Source organism: Thiocapsa rosea (assembly GCF_003634315.1).
In the GTDB taxonomy this organism is placed as follows: Bacteria; Pseudomonadota; Gammaproteobacteria; order Chromatiales; family Chromatiaceae; genus Thiocapsa; species Thiocapsa rosea.
The window spans coordinates 166716-182670 of the sequence record NZ_RBXL01000001.1 but is presented as its reverse complement, the minus strand read 5'-3'; the positions used below and the strand labels follow the sequence as shown (position 1 = coordinate 182670).

The window sequence follows — 15955 nt, the reverse complement described above, 5'->3', positions numbered from 1 at the left end:
GGGCGCATCGGCGACAAAGTGACCGTTATGGATGGGGAAGGGTTGCCCCGCGTGGTAAACTTCACAGGCTAACCATCAGTACAATCGCGGCCCGTTACGGTGCTCCGCGCGGCACGCCTCAACGTCGGTTCACCACGCCCATGGCAGATTTCGCGAGAGAAGTTATACCCATCAATCTCGAGGACGAGATGCGTCAGTCCTACCTCGATTACGCCATGAGCGTGATCGTGGGACGCGCGCTTCCCGATGTTCGCGACGGACTCAAGCCGGTCCACCGGCGCGTCCTCTTCTCGATGAGCGAGCAGGGCAACGTCTGGAACCGTGCCTATCGTAAATCCGCCCGTGTGGTCGGCGATGTCATGGGTAAGTACCACCCTCACGGCGACTCGGCCATCTACGACACCATGGTCCGCATGGCGCAGCGCTTCTCGATGCGCTACCTGCTGGTGGATGGGCAAGGCAACTTCGGCTGTTTCACCGGCGACACCCTCATCAAGCTGGCCGACGGCACCGAAAAAACCTTCGCCGAGTTGGCGCAGCGACCGTCCGACGAGATCTTTTACGTCTACGCGGTGGACGAGACCGGCAAGATCGTGATCGCCGAGGGGCGCCATGCGCGGATGACCCGCCCCAACGCCGAGCTGCTGGCGCTCACCCTGGACACCGGCGATGTCGTCCGCTGTACGCCCGATCATCGCTTCATGCTGCGTGATGGTTCCTACAAGGAAGCTCGGGACTTGACGCCGGACGATAGTCTCATGCCGGGGGTCTTCGACACCGCGCCGGTCAAGCCTGGACTGAATGACTATCTGCGCATCCTCCAGCCGAATCTCGGACGCTATCAATTCGTTCATCACCTGGCCGACGAGTTTAATGTCGAATCGCTGCACGTCAGCTGGAGCAAGCCCGAGTATCGGCAGAAGGTGATGCAGCGCAAGATCGCAGGCTATGTCTACGATCTGACGAGACGATTCCCTGATTGTGACATCACCCCTGAATTATATGAGTCGAATCGTTACCGGAACTGGATTCCGCGACTCAATAAGGCTGTCGAGTATTTTGGCGACTTCGAGGCGCTCGTCACGGCAGGAAGGCATTACAACCATCGCGTCGTCAGCATGCGTCGACTCACCGTGCGGGCGGATACCTACGACATCACTGTCGATCACCATCACAATTTTCTACTCGCGTGCGGCGTCTTCGTTCACAACTCTGTAGACGGCGACCCGCCCGCGGCCATGCGCTACACCGAGGTGCGGATGACCCGCATCGCCGATGCGCTGCTCGATGATCTGGACAAGGACACGGTCGACTTCATCCCCAACTACGACAACACCGAGCACGAGCCGGTCGTCCTCCCGGCGCGCTTCCCGAATCTGCTGGTCAACGGCTCCTCGGGCATCGCGGTCGGCATGGCCACCAACATCCCGCCGCACAACCTACGCGAGGTCATCGACGCCTGTCTGGCACTCATCGACAATCCGGCGATCACGATCGAAGAGCTGATGGTGCTGGTGCCCGGCCCGGACTTCCCGACCGCGGCGCTCATCAACGGCGTACGCGGCATCCGGGAAGCCTACCGGACCGGACGCGGCCGCGCGGTCATCCGTGCCCGCACGATGGTCGAGGTCCAGAAGCGTAGCGGACGCGAGGCGATCGTCGTCACCGAGCTGCCCTACCAGGTCAACAAGGCGCGGTTGCTCGAGCGCATCGCCGAGCTGGTGAAGGAAAAGAAGATCGAAGGGATCGCCCCGGACGGGCTGCGCGACGAGTCCGACAAAGACGGCATGCGCGTCGTCATCGAGCTCAAGCGCGACGCCTATGCCGAGGTGCTGCTGGCCAACCTCTACCAGCACACCCAGATGCAGCAGGTCTTCGGCATCAACATGGTCGCCCTGGTCGACGGTCAGCCGCGGACGCTCAACCTCAAGCAGATCCTCGAATACTTCATCCGTCATCGCCGCGATGTGGTGACACGCCGCACCCTCTTCGAGCTGCGCAAGGCCCGCGACCGCGCCCACGTCTTGGAAGGCTATGCGATTGCGCTGGCGAATATCGACGAGATCATCGCCCTGATCAAGGCGTCGGCCAACCCGGCCGAGGCACGCGAACGCCTGATGGAGCGCACCTGGACGCCCGGCTCGGTCACCGGCATGCTCGAGCGCGCGGGTGCGGAGCACACCCGTCCCGAGGAGCTCGAAGCCGCCTTCGGTCTGGTCGACGGGGGCTATCGATTGAGCGAGCGTCAGGCCAAGGCCATCCTGGACCTGCAGCTCCAGCGCCTGACCGGTCTGGAGCAGGACAAGATCCTTGATGAGTTCAAGGAGATCCTCGACAAGATCGCCGCCCTGTTGATGATCCTCTCCGACTCGGATCGTCTGATGGACGTCATCCGCGAAGAGCTCGCGGCGATCCGCGATCAGTTCGGCGATGAGCGCCGCACCGAGATCCAAGTCGACCACACCGACCTCACCCTGGAGGACATGATCGCGCCCGAAGAGGTCGTGGTGACCATGTCCCATCAGGGCTACGTGAAGGCCCAGCCGATCAGCGATTATCAGGCGCAGCGGCGCGGCGGCAAGGGCAAGAGCGCGACCTCCTTTAAGGAAGAAGACTTCATCGACCGCATCTTCGTCGCCAATTCGCGCGACACCGTGCTCTGCTTCTCCAGTCGCGGCCGGGTCTACTGGCTCAAGGTCTACGAGCTGCCGCAGGCCGGACGCGGTGCGCGCGGTCGGCCGATGGTCAACCTGCTGCCGCTCGAGCCGGGCGAGCGCATCAATGCCGTACTGCCGGTGCGCGACTACGAGACCGGCTATTTCGTCTTCATGGCGACCAGCGCCGGCACCGTCAAGAAGACCCCGCTCGACGACTTCTCGCGGCCCCTCTCGCGCGGCATCATCGCGATCGACCTGCGCGAGGACGAGGTCCTGATCGGCGTGGCCATTACCGACGGCAAGCAGGATCTCATGCTCTTCACCTCCGCCGGCAAGGCGGTGCGTTTCAGCGAGGGAGCGGTGCGCGCGATGGGCCGGACAGCGCATGGTGTGCGCGGCGTCCAGCTCGCGCCCGGCCAAAAGGTGATCTCGCTCCTGGTCGCCGAGCCCGGTACCGTACTCAGCGTCACCGAGAACGGTTACGGCAAACGCACGCGCGTCGAGGATTTCCCCACCAAGGGGCGCGGCACCAAGGGCGTGATCGGCATCAGCACCTCCGAGCGCAACGGCGCCCAGGTCGGTGCCGTGCTGGTGCGCCCCGACGACGAGATCATGCTGATCACCGAAGGCGGTACCCTGATCCGCACCCCGATCGATCAGATTCCGGTCGTGGGTCGCAGCGCTCAGGGCGTGAAACTGATCAATCTCGGCGAGGGCGAGCGCCTTGTCTATCTCGAGCGGATCGTTGCGCTGGATGGCGAGAAGGAGGGCAACGGAGACCTCGCCGAGGACCGAGATCCGGACGAGCCGACCGGTGACCCGATCGATGATGAGCAGGCTCCCGAGGCCGATCCCGACAGCGATCCGGAGGCATAACACGCGTTGTCGACGGTTTTTGGCGTGCGCAAGGCAACGGACGCGCGTCTTCTAAACCGCGCCGGCTCCGACAGTCGTCGGAGCCGGCGCGGCCAAGCCATCCCAACACATGACGCATGACGCATACCGCACCGGGCACGGTTTAAGGTGCTCACGCACGACTCCGGAAAATCGACAACCGCGCCATCCATCGGCATGATGACGCAACAGATCGGAACCTGGATCGCGTCGCACCCATTGAGCCTTCGCGGTTTGAAGCTCGAATGTGTTATCAAGACCAAACCGCGTCCGGAGCGAGATGCAGATTTTCGAGTGAGTTTGCCGTTTGGTGCATCCACGGCCCTAAGCGGGGGCGCGATTTAAAATGATCTGTCTTTTCGAATCTTAAACCGCGCCGGCTCCAACGGTCGTCAAGGCTGCCGGGGCCGATCCCATCCAAAAACATCGCATACCGCGCCGGGCGCGGATTAACGGAGATCACAGAATGGCTCGGGTTTACAACTTCAGCGCAGGCCCTGCAATGCTTCCTGAGCCTGTCCTGAGCAGGGCGCGCGACGAGATGCTCGAGTGGCGCGGCAGCGGCATGTGTGTCGCCGAGATGAGTCATCGCGGCAAGGAGTTCATGTCGATCGCGGCCCAAGCCGAGGCCGATCTGCGCGAACTCCTGGCGGTCCCGACCAACTACAAGGTCCTGTTCCTGCAGGGCGGCGCATCCACCCAGTTTGCCGCCATCCCGATGAATCTGCTGCGCGGCGCGGCCAGTGCGGACTATCTCAACACCGGCTCCTGGTCGAAGAAGGCGATCGCCGAGGCACGCCGCTACGGTCAGGTCCATGTCGCCGCCAGTACCGAGGCCGAACGCTTTACCCGCGCGCCGCGTCAGGATGAGCTGACCCTGAGTGCCGATGCCGCCTACGTCCACTACACCCCGAACGAGACCATCGAGGGCGTCGAATTTCCTTATGTCCCGGATGTCGGCGACAAGCCCCTCGTTGCCGACTTGTCCTCGACCATCCTGTCGCGCCCGATCGATGTCTCGCGCTTCGGACTCATCTACGCCGGTGCTCAGAAGAATATCGGCCCGGCCGGCCTCGTCATCGTGATCGTCCGTGAAGACCTGCTCGGCCAGACCCTGCCCGGGACGCCGACCATGCTGGACTACAAGGTCCAGGCCGAGAACGACTCCATGTACAACACCCCGCCGACCTACGCATGGTATCTCGCCGGACTGGTGTTCGAGTGGTTGAAGGGCATCGGCGGGCTGCAGGCAATGGGCGAGATCAACGCGCGCAAGGCCGAGCTCCTCTACAAAACGATCGATGACTCGGGCTTCTTCAAGAACCCGGTCGAGCCGGCGTCGCGCTCCTGGATGAACGTGCCCTTCACGCTCGCCAACCCGGAGCTGGACGACACCTTCATCAAGGAGGCCAAGGCCGCCAATCTGACCACGCTCAAGGGCCATCGCTCGGTCGGCGGCATGCGCGCCAGCATCTACAATGCAATGCCGCAGGAAGGCGTCGAGGCGCTGGTCGGCTTCATGCAGGAGTTCGAGCGCAAACACGGCTGAACCGCGTCTGCGGTGTGACATGCGCGGTTCGAGTTTTGGATTGGCCTCGCATGTCACCTCGGGCCACGGCGCGGACGCGGTTCAGGATTGAATCTTTTTTTCTGTTTTCTGAATCGCGTCGACTCAAAGGCCAGTTGACGCGCGCGACGCTCGATCCTCCAATTAACATCCGTTTATCACTCAGGACGCGATTCAGTGTTCAAGATTCTAACGCTCAACAACATCGCGGTTGCCGGGCTCGATCGGTTGCCGCGTGACCGCTACGAGGTCGCCTCGGAGATCGCACATCCGGATGCCATTCTGGTGCGCTCGGCCAAGATGCAGGCGGCGGATATCCCGCCGAGTGTGCAGGCGATCGGGCGGGCCGGCGCGGGGACCAACAATGTCCCCGTCGAGGCTATGACGGCGCGCGGCGTGGCGGTCTTCAACGCGCCCGGCGCGAATGCCAATGCCGTCAAGGAGCTGGTGATCGCAGGCATGTTGATCGCGGCACGCAACATCGGCCAGGCGTGGCGCTTCGCGCGTGAGCTCGAGGGCGACGATCTGTCCATCCATCAGGCGGTCGAGGCGGGCAAGAAGCAATTCGTGGGCTTCGAGCTGCCGGGCCGTACCCTGGGTGTCATCGGTCTCGGTGCGATCGGCGTGAAGGTCGCCAATGCGGCACGCTCGCTCGGGATGCATGTCGTCGGCTACGACCCGACCATCACGGTCCAGCGCGCCTGGCAGCTCGCGAGCGACGTGCAGCCGGCACTCAGTATCGACGATCTGCTTTCGCGCTCGGACTTCGTCACCTTCCATGTCCCGCTCACCGACGACACCCGGCGCATGATCAACGCCGAGCGGCTGCGCACCCTGCGCAAAGGCGCCGTCCTGCTGAACTTCTCGCGCGACGGGATCATCGACGACGACGCCGTCGTCACCGCACTGGACCAAGGGCACCTCTACGCCTATTGTTGCGATTTTCCGAGCAACCTGTTGAAGGACCATCCGCGGGTGATCACCCTGCCGCATCTCGGCGCCTCGACCAAGGAGGCGGAGGAGAACTGTGCCGTCATGGTCGCGGAGCAGGTTCGGGATTATCTGGAGAACGGCAACGTGACCAACTCGGTGAACTTCCCCGAGATCAATCTCCCGCGCAACGGCGGCTATCGCATGGCGATCGTCAACAGCAACGTGCCCAATATGGTCGGCCAGATCTCGACCGACTTGGCCGCTGCCGGACTGAATATCCTGGATATGCTCAACCGCTCGCGCGGCAATTTCGCGGTCACGCTGATCGATATCGATCAGCGCTGTCCGGAAGACACGGTGAAAGAGTTGCGCTCCATCGACGGCGTCCTCTCGGTGCGTTGTCTCGGGACGCGGGAACGGATCGACTGATGGAGCAAAACAGCGCCAAGGGCGACGCCCTGGAGGACGTGCGCAGCCGGATCGATGCCATCGATTCGGAGCTGCTCGGTCTGATCAGCGAGCGTGCCCGTTGCGCCCAACAGGTCGCTCATATCAAGACGGCCGCCGACGGCAGTCAGGTGCAATTCTACCGGCCCGAGCGCGAGGTCGCCGTCCTGCGTCGCATCAAGGCCGCCAACCCCGGTCCGCTCGACGGCGAAGAGGTTGCCCGACTGTTCCGCGAGATCATGTCCGCCTGTCTTGCGCTCGAACGTCCCCTTAATGTCGCCTATCTCGGCCCGGCCGGAACCTTCACGCAGGCCGCGGCCATCAAGCACTTCGGGCATTCGGTCAACACCTTCGCCTTAGCCACGATCGGCGAGATCTTCAGAGAGGTCGAGGCCGGCTCCTGCGACTTCGGCGTGGTCCCGGTCGAGAACTCGACCGAGGGCGTGGTGAGCCACACCCTGGACATGTTCATGACCTCGCCGCTCATGATCACGGGCGAGGTGAGTCTGCGGATCCATCATCACCTGATGAGTGTCACGGATGATCTTTGCGCCATCCGCACCCTCTATTCGCATCAACAATCGCTGGCGCAGTGCCGCGGCTGGCTCGACCGCCATCTCCCGAACGCCGAGCGCGTCGCTGTCGGCAGCAACGCCGAGGCCGCTCGCACCGCTGCAACCGAAGAGGATGCCGCCGCTGTCGCCGGTCTCCAGGCCGCCGAGATCTACGGGCTCAAGGTGCTCGCCGAGCGCATCGAGGACGAGCCCGGCAACACCACCCGCTTCCTCGTCATCGGCCAACAGGACGCCCGACCCAGCGGTCAAGGGCAGGACAAGAGCAGCCTGCTGCTGTCCTGCCGCAACCAGGCCGGCGGTCTCCACAACCTGCTGACCCCTCTGGCTGCTCACGGCATCAGTATGACCCGCATCGAGTCGCGCCCTTCGCGTCGCGGCATCTGGGACTATGTCTTCTTCATCGACATCATGGGCCACCGAGACGACCCGAAGGTCGCGCTCGCGCTGGAGAACCTGAGACAGTCGTCTCTGCTGTTCAAGGTGCTTGGGTCTTATCCGCTGGCGGTGCTCTGAGCCTTCGGGGCTGCGTCCGGTATGACAGGATTCTCCATGTTGGACGGGTTCGATTCGATGTGCGGCCTGGATCTGCGCGAGATCCTGTCTGCTACAGGTACCCGGAAGTCAGTTCAAGCCACTCTGCTATACTTCAGATACCCCTATTACGGAGTATCCGGTTGATGGAAACCATCGGTATCAAAGCGCTCCAAACCAATCCGAGCGTGCTCGGACAGGCCCTCGACCGCGGCGAATATCTGCTCATTACGCGGCGCGGCAAGCCGATCGGAATTGCCGCGGCCTTTGATGACGAGCTGCTCGATCTGGGTTTCCGAAAGTGGATTGCCATCCGATCGTTCCAGTCGGGTGATCTGAGCTTGGGCCAAGTGGCGCGCGTGTTCGAAAAATCGCGCGAAGAGATGATGGGATTGCTCGGCGAGCTTGGTGTCCCGATCGCCGATTACGATCTTGCGGAAGAGCTTGAGACCCTGGGTCGGCTTGGTCTTGAATGACGACCGTTGTCAGCGATACGACCGCGCTGATCGTGCTCGAGGCTCAACAGCGACTCGATCTCTTCGCCGGCTGTTTCGAGCGGGTGTTGCTTCCGGATGCCGTCTACCGAGAATGGCTCGCCGGCGATCCCGATGTCGAGGGGATCGTACAACAGCGGTCATGGCTTGAGGTGGTGTCGGTGGATGAGGTGCCGCTGCTCGCCGAGCTTCGGACCCTGCTCGATCCCGGAGAAGCCGAAGCCCTCGCGTTGGCGCGTCAACGACATCTGCCGCTGATCGTGGACGAGAAGAAAGGGCGGCGGGTCGCGCGGATGATGGGCATCCCGGTGCTCGGATTGGTCGGCGTCCTGTTGCTTGCGCTCCAGCGCGAGATCTTGGATTCGGACTCCGCGAAGCAGATTCTCGTGAACGCGAAAGAACGGGGATTTCACCTGTCCAACGGCCTCTACGAGGCGTTTATCATGAGATTGGAAACTCAATGACTGTCCACGACAATCCCTTCCTGCCCCTGACCGCCCCCGGAATCGCCGGGCTCACCCCTTACGTCCCCGGCAAGCCGGTCTCGGAGCTGGAGCGCGAGCTCGGTATTCGCGACTCGGTGAAGCTGGCCTCGAACGAGAATCCCTTGGGTCCCGGCCCCCGGGCGCGCGAGGCGATCGCCGGCCTGATGGGCGAGATCGGTCGCTATCCCGATGGCGGCGGCTTCGAGCTGCGACGCGTGCTTGCCGCGTTCCACGGCGTCTCGCAGAGTGCGGTCACCATCGGGAACGGATCGAACGACGTGCTCGATCTGATCGCCCGGACCTTCCTGCACCCGGGTGCGGAGTCGGTCTTCTCCGAACATGCCTTCGCGGTCTACCCGATCTCGACCCAGGCCGTCGGTGCGACCGCGCGTGTCGCCAAGGCACGCGACTACGGTAACGATCTCGACGCCATGGCCCGTCTCGTCACGGACAAGACCCGCGTGGTCTGGATCGCCAACCCGAACAATCCGACCGGGACCTGGTTGGCGGCCGCGCCGCTGAAATCATTCATCGAGTCCATACCCAGGACCTGCATCGTCGTGATCGACGAGGCCTATACGGAGTACGTCGGCGAGCCGGACTTCCCGGATGCCACGCACTGGCTCGATCACTTTCCGAATCTTATCGTGACCCGGACCTTCGCCAAGGCCCACGGGTTGGCGGCCCTGCGGGTCGGTTACGGACTGAGCGATCCGCAGGTGGCGGATCTGCTCAATCGGGTGCGTCAGCCCTTCAACGTCAACGCGTTCGCTCAGGCCGCCGCGGCTGCGGCCATCGGCGATCGCGAGCATGTGCGCGCCTCGGTTGAGCTCAACCGCGCCGGGATGCGGCAGTATCTCGATGCCTTCAAACGGATGGGGCTCGCGTCCATCCCGTCGGTCGGCAACTTCATCACGGTCGATGTCGGCCGCCCCGCAGGTCCGGTGAATCATGACCTGTTGAAACGCGGCGTCATCGTGCGACCGGTCGGCAACTATGGTCTACCCAATCACCTGCGGATCAGCATCGGTCTCGAGGTCGAGAACGCCCGCTGCATTGCTGCGCTCGAGGACGTGCTTACGTCATGATCGAGCGGCTGGCGATCATCGGGGTTGGACTCATCGGCGGATCCCTCGCCCGGGCCCTGCGCGAGGCCGGGGCCGTGCGACAGGTCATCGGCTGCGGGCGCGGGCTCGCCAACCTCGAGCGGGCACGTGAGCTGGGTGTCGTGGACCTGTTGACGCAGGATCCCGCCGAGGCGGTCGCGGGCGCGGACATGGTCTTCGTCTCCGTACCGCTCGGTGCCATGCGTGGGATCTTCGAGGCGATTCGCGATCGGCTCGACCCTGCGGCGGTGGTCACCGACGGGGGCAGTGTCAAAGGGAGCGTGGTGGCGGACGCGCTCGGCGTCTTCGGCCATGTTCCGCCGTACTTGGTCCCGGGTCATCCGATCGCCGGCACGGAGCACAGCGGCGTGGAGGCATCCCTGGCCGATTTGTACCGTGGGCGCCGCGTCATCTTGACCCCGTTGCCCGAGACCGACGCCGATGCACTCGCACGCGTCACCGCGATGTGGGAGGCCTGCGGGGCCGAGGTCACCTGTATGTCGGTCGCCCATCACGACGAGGTGCTCGCCGCCACCAGCCATCTGCCCCATATGCTCGCTTTCGGGCTGGTCGATGCGCTGGCGCGCATGCGCGAGAACGACGAGATCTTCCGCTATGCCGCCGGTGGGTTCCGGGACTTCACGCGCATTGCATCGAGTCATCCGGTCATGTGGCGCGACATCTGTCTCGCCAATCGCGAGGCACTGAGCGCGATGCTGGCCCGCTTCGGCATCGAGATGACCGATCTCGCCGAGAGTATCCGCAGCGCCGACGGCGACCGCCTGCTGGCCATCTTCGAACGGGCCAAGGCGGCGCGCGATCGCTATGTGGACGCGCCACGGGTTGATTGATCGCACGTCCGCGTGCGCCCGAGCATCTGGAAGGAGTCGGCGTCCCAAGGCACTGCAGTCGTGCGGCAACCGAGGGTTGGCGCGCCGCGCGGCTACATTCACACTGAATTCCGTGCGTTTTCACACTGGATTCAAAGGTGTCCGTCGGTCGCCGGATCTCGACCTCGTCACGCCGGCGCGCTATTCTTCCGGTGTCGTCGGCCAGTGTGGGCTCTCCGAGTTGCGCACGCGAGCCTTCATGCCTGGAGCGATTCTTTCCGGTCGGTCGGTCGGTCGGGCGGGCGATCCCAACCCGCACGAGACGTCTCCGTTCGTTTTGATGCTTCGGATGCGGGGCCGATTCCGAAGGCCATATCATTGCGACTCGAATCATGCCCCCAGAAGAGACCGAGCAGTCGTTGACTCAGGGTTCCATCGACACCCCTGACGAAGACTATCGCCTGCTCATCGAGAACCAAACGGATCTGGTGGTGAAGGTCGACCCCGAGGGTCGCTTCTTGTTCGTCAATCCGAGCTACTGTCGTACCTTCGGCAAAACGAAAGCCGAGCTGCTCGGGAGTACCTTTATGCCGTTGGTCCACGAAGACGACCAGGCGGCGACTGCGGCGGCAATGGCGAAACTGTGTCAGCCTCCGTACACCTGCATTGTCGAACAACGTGCCTTGACCCTGGAAGGTTGGCGTTGGCTCGCATGGTCCGACACAGCGGTACTGGATGCCGAGGGTCGGGTCACGGCCATCATCGGCGTCGGGCGCGACGTGACGGAGCGCAAAGCGGCCGAGGCGGCGTTGGCGGAGGCAACCAGACGGCTCGAGCTTGCCGTCGAGGGTGGTGATATCGGCATTTACGACGGCTCTGTATTGCCGTTCGACGTGACGGTGGATGCTCGCTACCTGGCCATGCTCGGCTATGGCGTCGGCGAGATTCAGGTCGACCTGCAAAGCTGGCGGCAGATGCTGCACCCGGAGGATCTCGACCGCGTTCTGACTCTTGCCGAGCAGGTGACGAACGGCGAACTCGATCGGTTCGAGGCGGAATACCGAATGCGTCATCGTGACGGACACTGGGTCTGGATCCAGGACCGTTCGCGGATCTACGAGCGGGACGCGGATGGCAAGGCGATGCGGGTTGCCGGCACCCACATCGACATTACCCGGCGCAAGGTCGCCGAGCTGAAGCTCGCATATCTTGTCGATCATGACGAGTTGACCGGCCTGCTGAATCGACGCGGCGTTTGGCAGTCGGTGCAGCGGATTCATGCCCAAGGTCTGCGTTCGGGCAGGCCGTGCTGTCTCGCGATCCTGGATCTCGATCACTTTAAGCTCGTCAACGACGCCTATGGTCACGGTGTCGGCGACGCGGTGTTGAAACGGGTTTCGGAGACACTGCTCCGGGAGGTGCGGCAAGCCGATTGGTTGGGGCGTTGGGGTGGCGAGGAATTCGTAATCGCGCTGCCCGAGACAAACGAGGTGCAGGCCCGAACCGGCCTTGAACGCATTCGCGAGAGCGTTGCCGCGCGGCCACTCGAGATCAATGGCCAGGAGATTCGCGTAACCCTGAGCATCGGTTTCGCGACCTGCCATTCCCACGAGAGCGACCCGAGGGACGTTTTGGCCCGAGCGGATATGGCCCTTTACCATGCCAAGAACGCAGGACGGAACCGGGTGTGCTACGACGGGAACGACAGCGGCGTTTACGCCGTTTCGATGGCTGTCTTGGTCCAGTCCGCGCTTCAGACCGCACGCATTCTTCCGGCGTTTCAGCCCATCGTGGACCTTCGTGATCGCCGGGTGGTCGCCGAAGAGTCGTTGGCCCGCATCGTCGCTGCGGACGGCCGTGTCCTGGCCGCATCCGCCTTCATCGCGATCGCCGAACAGCTAGGCCTGCTGCATCGCATCGACAGCATGCTCCTAAATGCGACCGCTGCCCGGCTCAAATCCCCCGGTGAGTCAACAGAATGCCCGCTGTTGGACTTCGTGCACCTGTCGGGCGACTTGATCCGCCATCCGGATATCCTGAGGGCCTTGACGCGCGAGCTGGACGGGGTGTGCAAGGCGGCGAACGGCGTGCTGCCCTTGGTGCTCACGCTCAACGAGCGACAGATTACGGCAGAGACGGAGCAGGTCGTTCGGGCGCTGTCGCCTCTGCTGGATCTGGGATGCAAGATCGCCGTGAGCGACTACGGCGGGGACGATTCGTCGTTTCGTTTTCTGATCCATCTGCCGGTCAGTTTTATTCAGCTCGACGCGAAGCTCGTCCGGTTGGCCGGCGAGTCCGCGCGTGCGCGGTCCATCCTGGCGACCATTCAGAATACCGCGCAGGATCTCGGCGTCACGACCATTGCCAAGCAGGTCGAGGACGAGGCCACGTTGCAGCGGCTCGTCGAGCTGGGTGTCGATTGGGGTTCGGGGTATTTCTTCGGGCGGCCCTCGGAGCCGAGTTAAACCGCGTCCAGAGCGAGTGAGCGATGCAGGGCCAGCAGAGCGGCACCGTAAGCGGCATCCTGATGTTCGGCGCTCATCACCGGGATCCCGAGGATGCGGGTGCGCATCGCCGTCCACGTCGGATTTGCCGCGCCGCCTCCGATGCTCGCGATCCGACGAGGTGGCGGTGCGCCCAGCTCGGCCAGACGTGCGTAGCCTTCCGCCTCGATACGGGCGATGCCTTCCAGAAGAGCGTGCAGAAAGTCCCGCGGCTCGCTCGGGCGGGGCGAGAGTCTCGGTGCCAGATCGGGATCGTTCCTCGGGAAGCGCTCGCCGGGTCCGATGAGCGGGTAGTAGTCGAGGCCGGAGGGGCGCTTCGGGTCGATGCCGAGGCTGAGCGAGACGATCTCGGTATCGCTGAAGTACCTGCGCAAGACCGCGCCGCCGCTGTTGGAGGCGCCCCCGACTAGCCATGCGTCGCCGAAACGATGGCTGTAGATTCCGTAAGCGGATGCCGTCACCGGACGCTCCGAGAGGATCTTCAGCACCAGCGTGCTTCCCAGGCAGGTGACCGCATCGCCGGGCTGCCTTGCTCCGGCGGCGATTACCGCGGCCGTGCTGTCCGTTGTTCCGGCGAGCACCTGAACGGGTGATCGCCAGCCAAGCCGGTTTGCGAGTGTTGCGTCGAGGGTTCCGATCGGGTCACCGGGGGCGACGACCTGCGGCAGTCGGATCCCTTCGGGGATCAGTGCCGAGACCCAATCCGGCCAGCGCAGATGCTCGGCGTCGTACCCCAGTTTCAAGGCGTTGTTCCAGTCGCTGACTCCATGGTGGCCGGTTAGGCGCCCGATGATCCAATCCGCTTGGTGCAGTGCCAGAGCCGGGGTGCCCTGCGGATAGCGCCCAATCAGATGGAGGAGCTTCGCGAGACTCGCGCTCGGGCCGCAGGCGGGGCTCTCGGTCGGGGCCGCCCGGTCGATCGCGGCGGCTTCCGACAGCGCGCGCCGGTCGTTGTACATGAGGGCCGGGCCGCAGGGTTCACCGTCCGGCGTCGTCAGCAGAAGGGTTGCGGAGGTCGCATCGACACAGATGGAAACCGGCTCCCGGTCGGGCAGCGCGGCGCCGAGCTGTGTCAGGGTGTCGAGCACGGCCTGCCACCACAGCTCGGGATCCTGCTCGTGCCGGCCGGGAGCCGGGCTCAGCGGCTCGGCAAGGCAGGTGCGTGCACAAGCCAGCTCCCGGCCGGCGTCGTCGATCGCCACCGCGCGACATCCGGATGTGCCCAGATCGATGCCGATCCAGGCGGGACCCTGTGTCGACCTTGCGCTCGGGGACATCGCGCTTCGGGATCCCTGGCGGAGATCTGCCGAGATCAGGGGAGTTGAACGGGATCTGCGGGACGCCAACCGGCGGCACGGTGCTCGGCGACTACCGTCGTATAGATACCGCCGCGGACGTTGAAGGCCGCGGTCAGACGCATAAAACGCGGCTCGGTCGCTGCCACGAGGTCGCCGAGGATCGCGTTGGTGACCGCCTCGTGAAAGGCGCCTTGGTCACGATAGGTCCAGACATAGAGCTTCAGCGCCTTGAGCTCCACGCAACGCGCCTCCGGGACATACTCCAGCGTCAGCTCGGCAAAGTCCGGCTGGCCGGTCTTGGGGCACAGACAGGTGAACTCCGGGATCTGGATCCGGATGCTGTAGTCACGCTCGGGTTGAGGGTTGGGGAAGGTCTCGAGCGCACGGCTCGGGGTGGTGGACATGGTGCTTGGTCTCCGGGAAACAGGGAACTCGATTGCGGTCGCCGTGGGCGATCGATCGGGGGGTGAAAGTGACTGTGAAAGGTTACCATGCCATGCCCGCGCGGCGCGCTGCGGGTCGTGCCGCAGGTGGCTCTTCGGCCGGATCCGGGTCAGGTCGAGAGCGCCGATTTCGCCGATCGAGACTGTGTACAGCACCCGAAAAAGGTGATTTACCGGCATTTTACGTTCGGTCTCAGGCACCATCCCGGCCAAAAAAGGGTGTTTGCTCATGGCCCAGGAGTTGCGTTCCGATTTCCGAGAATCGGAAAGTATTTCGAGTCCGTCGGAATTGCGGAGATGCAAAATGGCTTCACGATGGCGGGTCAGCGACCTCGCATCCCTCGGTTTGCACCCGTGTAGCCCGGGGTGGAGCTACGATGTTGTATCGCGCTCTCAGCGGTTCGAGCGCAAGGGGTTGCGTCGCATCAAGGGTCATCGAGCGAGCGGATTTACGCTCGTAGAGTTGATGATCGTCGTGGCCATCATCGGGATCTTGGCGGCACTCGCCGTGCCGGCGTATCAGAACTATGTGATCCGAGCGCGCGTCAGCGAGGGCCTGGGGCTGATGTCCGGTGCCAAACCTTCGATTGCGGTTCACTATGCGTCCGCGGGAAAGATGCCGGCGTCGCTTGAAGACTTGGGGTGGAGCGATGTCGTTTTCTCGGATCCGGGGCACGGGGGGACAAAAACGAATCGTGCCGCGTTCGAGGACGTCTTCGGATTCAAAAGCGATCTCTGGAGCCATCTCGAATGGCAGGTCAAGACGAAGTGCCCCGAGGCCGGCAATTGCGGAATCCTGGTCCTGCGGACAATCGGGTCAAAGGTCACCGGCGGCGTCGATATCGGCCTCCATCTTCAGGCAAAGGGTACCGACGGCGGCGTGCGTTTTCGCTGCGTGGTCAACGATAACGTTGCTCGGCGTCCCTTTGTGCCTGCCGTGTGCCGGAACGGCAGTGCCGATGACTTTACGACCTGGTGATCTTCACGGTACCTAAGGTGATTTCCGGGAATAGTCATCCCGACTGCGTATGCCTGGAAAACCTGTTGGGACTTTAGGGGCGAATGAATTCGCCCCTACACGCAGGTTGATCCTTTCCCGGAAATCACCTAAACCGCGTCTAGCGCGGATCCCTCGGCATGGACCGGGATGCGTCTCTCAACGCACCCCGGTTGTCCGCTCCGGACGCGGTT

General features: G+C 63.6%; 12 protein-coding genes. 10 read left to right on the top strand and 2 right to left on the bottom strand.

Annotated elements, in window-relative coordinates; translation table 11 throughout:
• The first annotated feature begins 188 nt into the window (after positions 1–188).
• The 9 genes from gyrA (at position 189) to BDD21_RS00720 (ending at position 12984) form a co-directional block, all read left to right on the top strand.
• Complete coding sequence (gene gyrA, locus BDD21_RS00760) at positions 189–3533, top strand: DNA gyrase subunit A (RefSeq protein ID WP_342769583.1); 3345 nt, start codon at positions 189–191, stop codon at positions 3531–3533.
• A gap of 484 nt (positions 3534–4017) precedes the next feature.
• Positions 4018–5100, top strand: a complete 1083-nt coding sequence (gene serC, locus BDD21_RS00755; protein ID WP_120795532.1) for a 3-phosphoserine/phosphohydroxythreonine transaminase — start codon at positions 4018–4020, stop codon at positions 5098–5100.
• A 195-nt stretch (positions 5101–5295) separates the two neighbouring features.
• Complete coding sequence (locus tag BDD21_RS00750) at positions 5296–6480, top strand: phosphoglycerate dehydrogenase (protein WP_120795531.1); 1185 nt, start codon at positions 5296–5298, stop codon at positions 6478–6480.
• On the top strand, positions 6480–7586 hold the full coding sequence (gene pheA / locus BDD21_RS00745) for a prephenate dehydratase (RefSeq protein ID WP_120795530.1): 1107 nt from the start codon (positions 6480–6482) through the stop codon (positions 7584–7586). Before BDD21_RS00750 ends, pheA begins: the two co-directional genes overlap by 1 nt.
• Before the next feature lie 164 nt (positions 7587–7750).
• Entirely contained in the window at positions 7751–8080 is a 330-nt protein-coding gene (locus BDD21_RS00740; protein ID WP_120795529.1) for a UPF0175 family protein, read from the top strand.
• Positions 8077–8562 carry a PIN domain-containing protein gene (locus BDD21_RS00735; protein ID WP_120795528.1) on the top strand — a complete coding sequence of 162 codons (486 nt, stop codon included), beginning with the start codon at positions 8077–8079 and terminating at the stop codon, positions 8560–8562. The genes BDD21_RS00740 and BDD21_RS00735 overlap by 4 nt, the downstream gene beginning before the upstream one ends.
• Complete coding sequence (gene hisC / locus BDD21_RS00730) at positions 8559–9671, top strand: histidinol-phosphate transaminase (RefSeq protein WP_120795527.1); 1113 nt, start codon at positions 8559–8561, stop codon at positions 9669–9671. The genes BDD21_RS00735 and hisC overlap by 4 nt, the downstream gene beginning before the upstream one ends.
• Entirely contained in the window at positions 9668–10540 is an 873-nt protein-coding gene (locus BDD21_RS00725) for a prephenate dehydrogenase (protein WP_120795526.1), read from the top strand. Before hisC ends, BDD21_RS00725 begins: the two co-directional genes overlap by 4 nt.
• Before the next feature lie 371 nt (positions 10541–10911).
• A complete protein-coding gene (locus BDD21_RS00720) occupies positions 10912–12984 on the top strand; it encodes a sensor domain-containing protein (RefSeq protein WP_120795525.1) in 2073 nt (690 codons plus the stop codon).
• Here the strand turns inward: BDD21_RS00720 and BDD21_RS00715 are convergent.
• Both BDD21_RS00715 and queF read right to left on the bottom strand, forming a co-directional pair.
• Complete coding sequence (locus BDD21_RS00715) at positions 12981–14300, bottom strand: FGGY-family carbohydrate kinase (RefSeq protein ID WP_120795524.1); 1320 nt, start codon at positions 14298–14300, stop codon at positions 12981–12983. The genes BDD21_RS00720 and BDD21_RS00715 overlap by 4 nt on opposite strands.
• A gap of 35 nt (positions 14301–14335) precedes the next feature.
• Entirely contained in the window at positions 14336–14725 is a 390-nt protein-coding gene (gene queF / locus BDD21_RS00710; RefSeq protein ID WP_120795523.1) for a preQ(1) synthase, read from the bottom strand.
• A gap of 505 nt (positions 14726–15230) precedes the next feature.
• Here queF and BDD21_RS28980 point away from each other — a divergent pair.
• The gene (locus BDD21_RS28980) at positions 15231–15743 is read left to right on the top strand and encodes a pilin (protein WP_425470274.1); all 513 of its coding nucleotides are present in this window, start codon (positions 15231–15233) and stop codon (positions 15741–15743) included.
• Positions 15744–15955: the final 212 nt, after the last annotated feature.

What these genes read in the sequence shown, in the direction of transcription:
- gyrA (WP_342769583.1), top strand. Translation starts at nt 189, where the DNA reads ATGCGTCAGTCCTACCTCGATTACGCCATGAGCGTGATCGTGGGACGC.
- serC (WP_120795532.1), top strand. Translation starts at nt 4,018, where the DNA reads ATGGCTCGGGTTTACAACTTCAGCGCAGGCCCTGCAATGCTTCCTGAG.
- pheA (WP_120795530.1), top strand. Translation starts at nt 6,480, where the DNA reads ATGGAGCAAAACAGCGCCAAGGGCGACGCCCTGGAGGACGTGCGCAGC.
- BDD21_RS00740 (WP_120795529.1), top strand. Translation starts at nt 7,751, where the DNA reads ATGGAAACCATCGGTATCAAAGCGCTCCAAACCAATCCGAGCGTGCTC.
- BDD21_RS00735 (WP_120795528.1), top strand. Translation starts at nt 8,077, where the DNA reads ATGACGACCGTTGTCAGCGATACGACCGCGCTGATCGTGCTCGAGGCT.
- hisC (WP_120795527.1), top strand. Translation starts at nt 8,559, where the DNA reads ATGACTGTCCACGACAATCCCTTCCTGCCCCTGACCGCCCCCGGAATC.
- BDD21_RS00725 (WP_120795526.1), top strand. Translation starts at nt 9,668, where the DNA reads ATGATCGAGCGGCTGGCGATCATCGGGGTTGGACTCATCGGCGGATCC.
- BDD21_RS00720 (WP_120795525.1), top strand. Translation starts at nt 10,912, where the DNA reads ATGCCCCCAGAAGAGACCGAGCAGTCGTTGACTCAGGGTTCCATCGAC.
- BDD21_RS00715 (WP_120795524.1), bottom strand. Translation starts at nt 14,300, where the DNA reads ATGTCCCCGAGCGCAAGGTCGACACAGGGTCCCGCCTGGATCGGCATC.
- queF (WP_120795523.1), bottom strand. Translation starts at nt 14,725, where the DNA reads ATGTCCACCACCCCGAGCCGTGCGCTCGAGACCTTCCCCAACCCTCAA.
- BDD21_RS28980 (WP_425470274.1), top strand. Translation starts at nt 15,231, where the DNA reads ATGATCGTCGTGGCCATCATCGGGATCTTGGCGGCACTCGCCGTGCCG.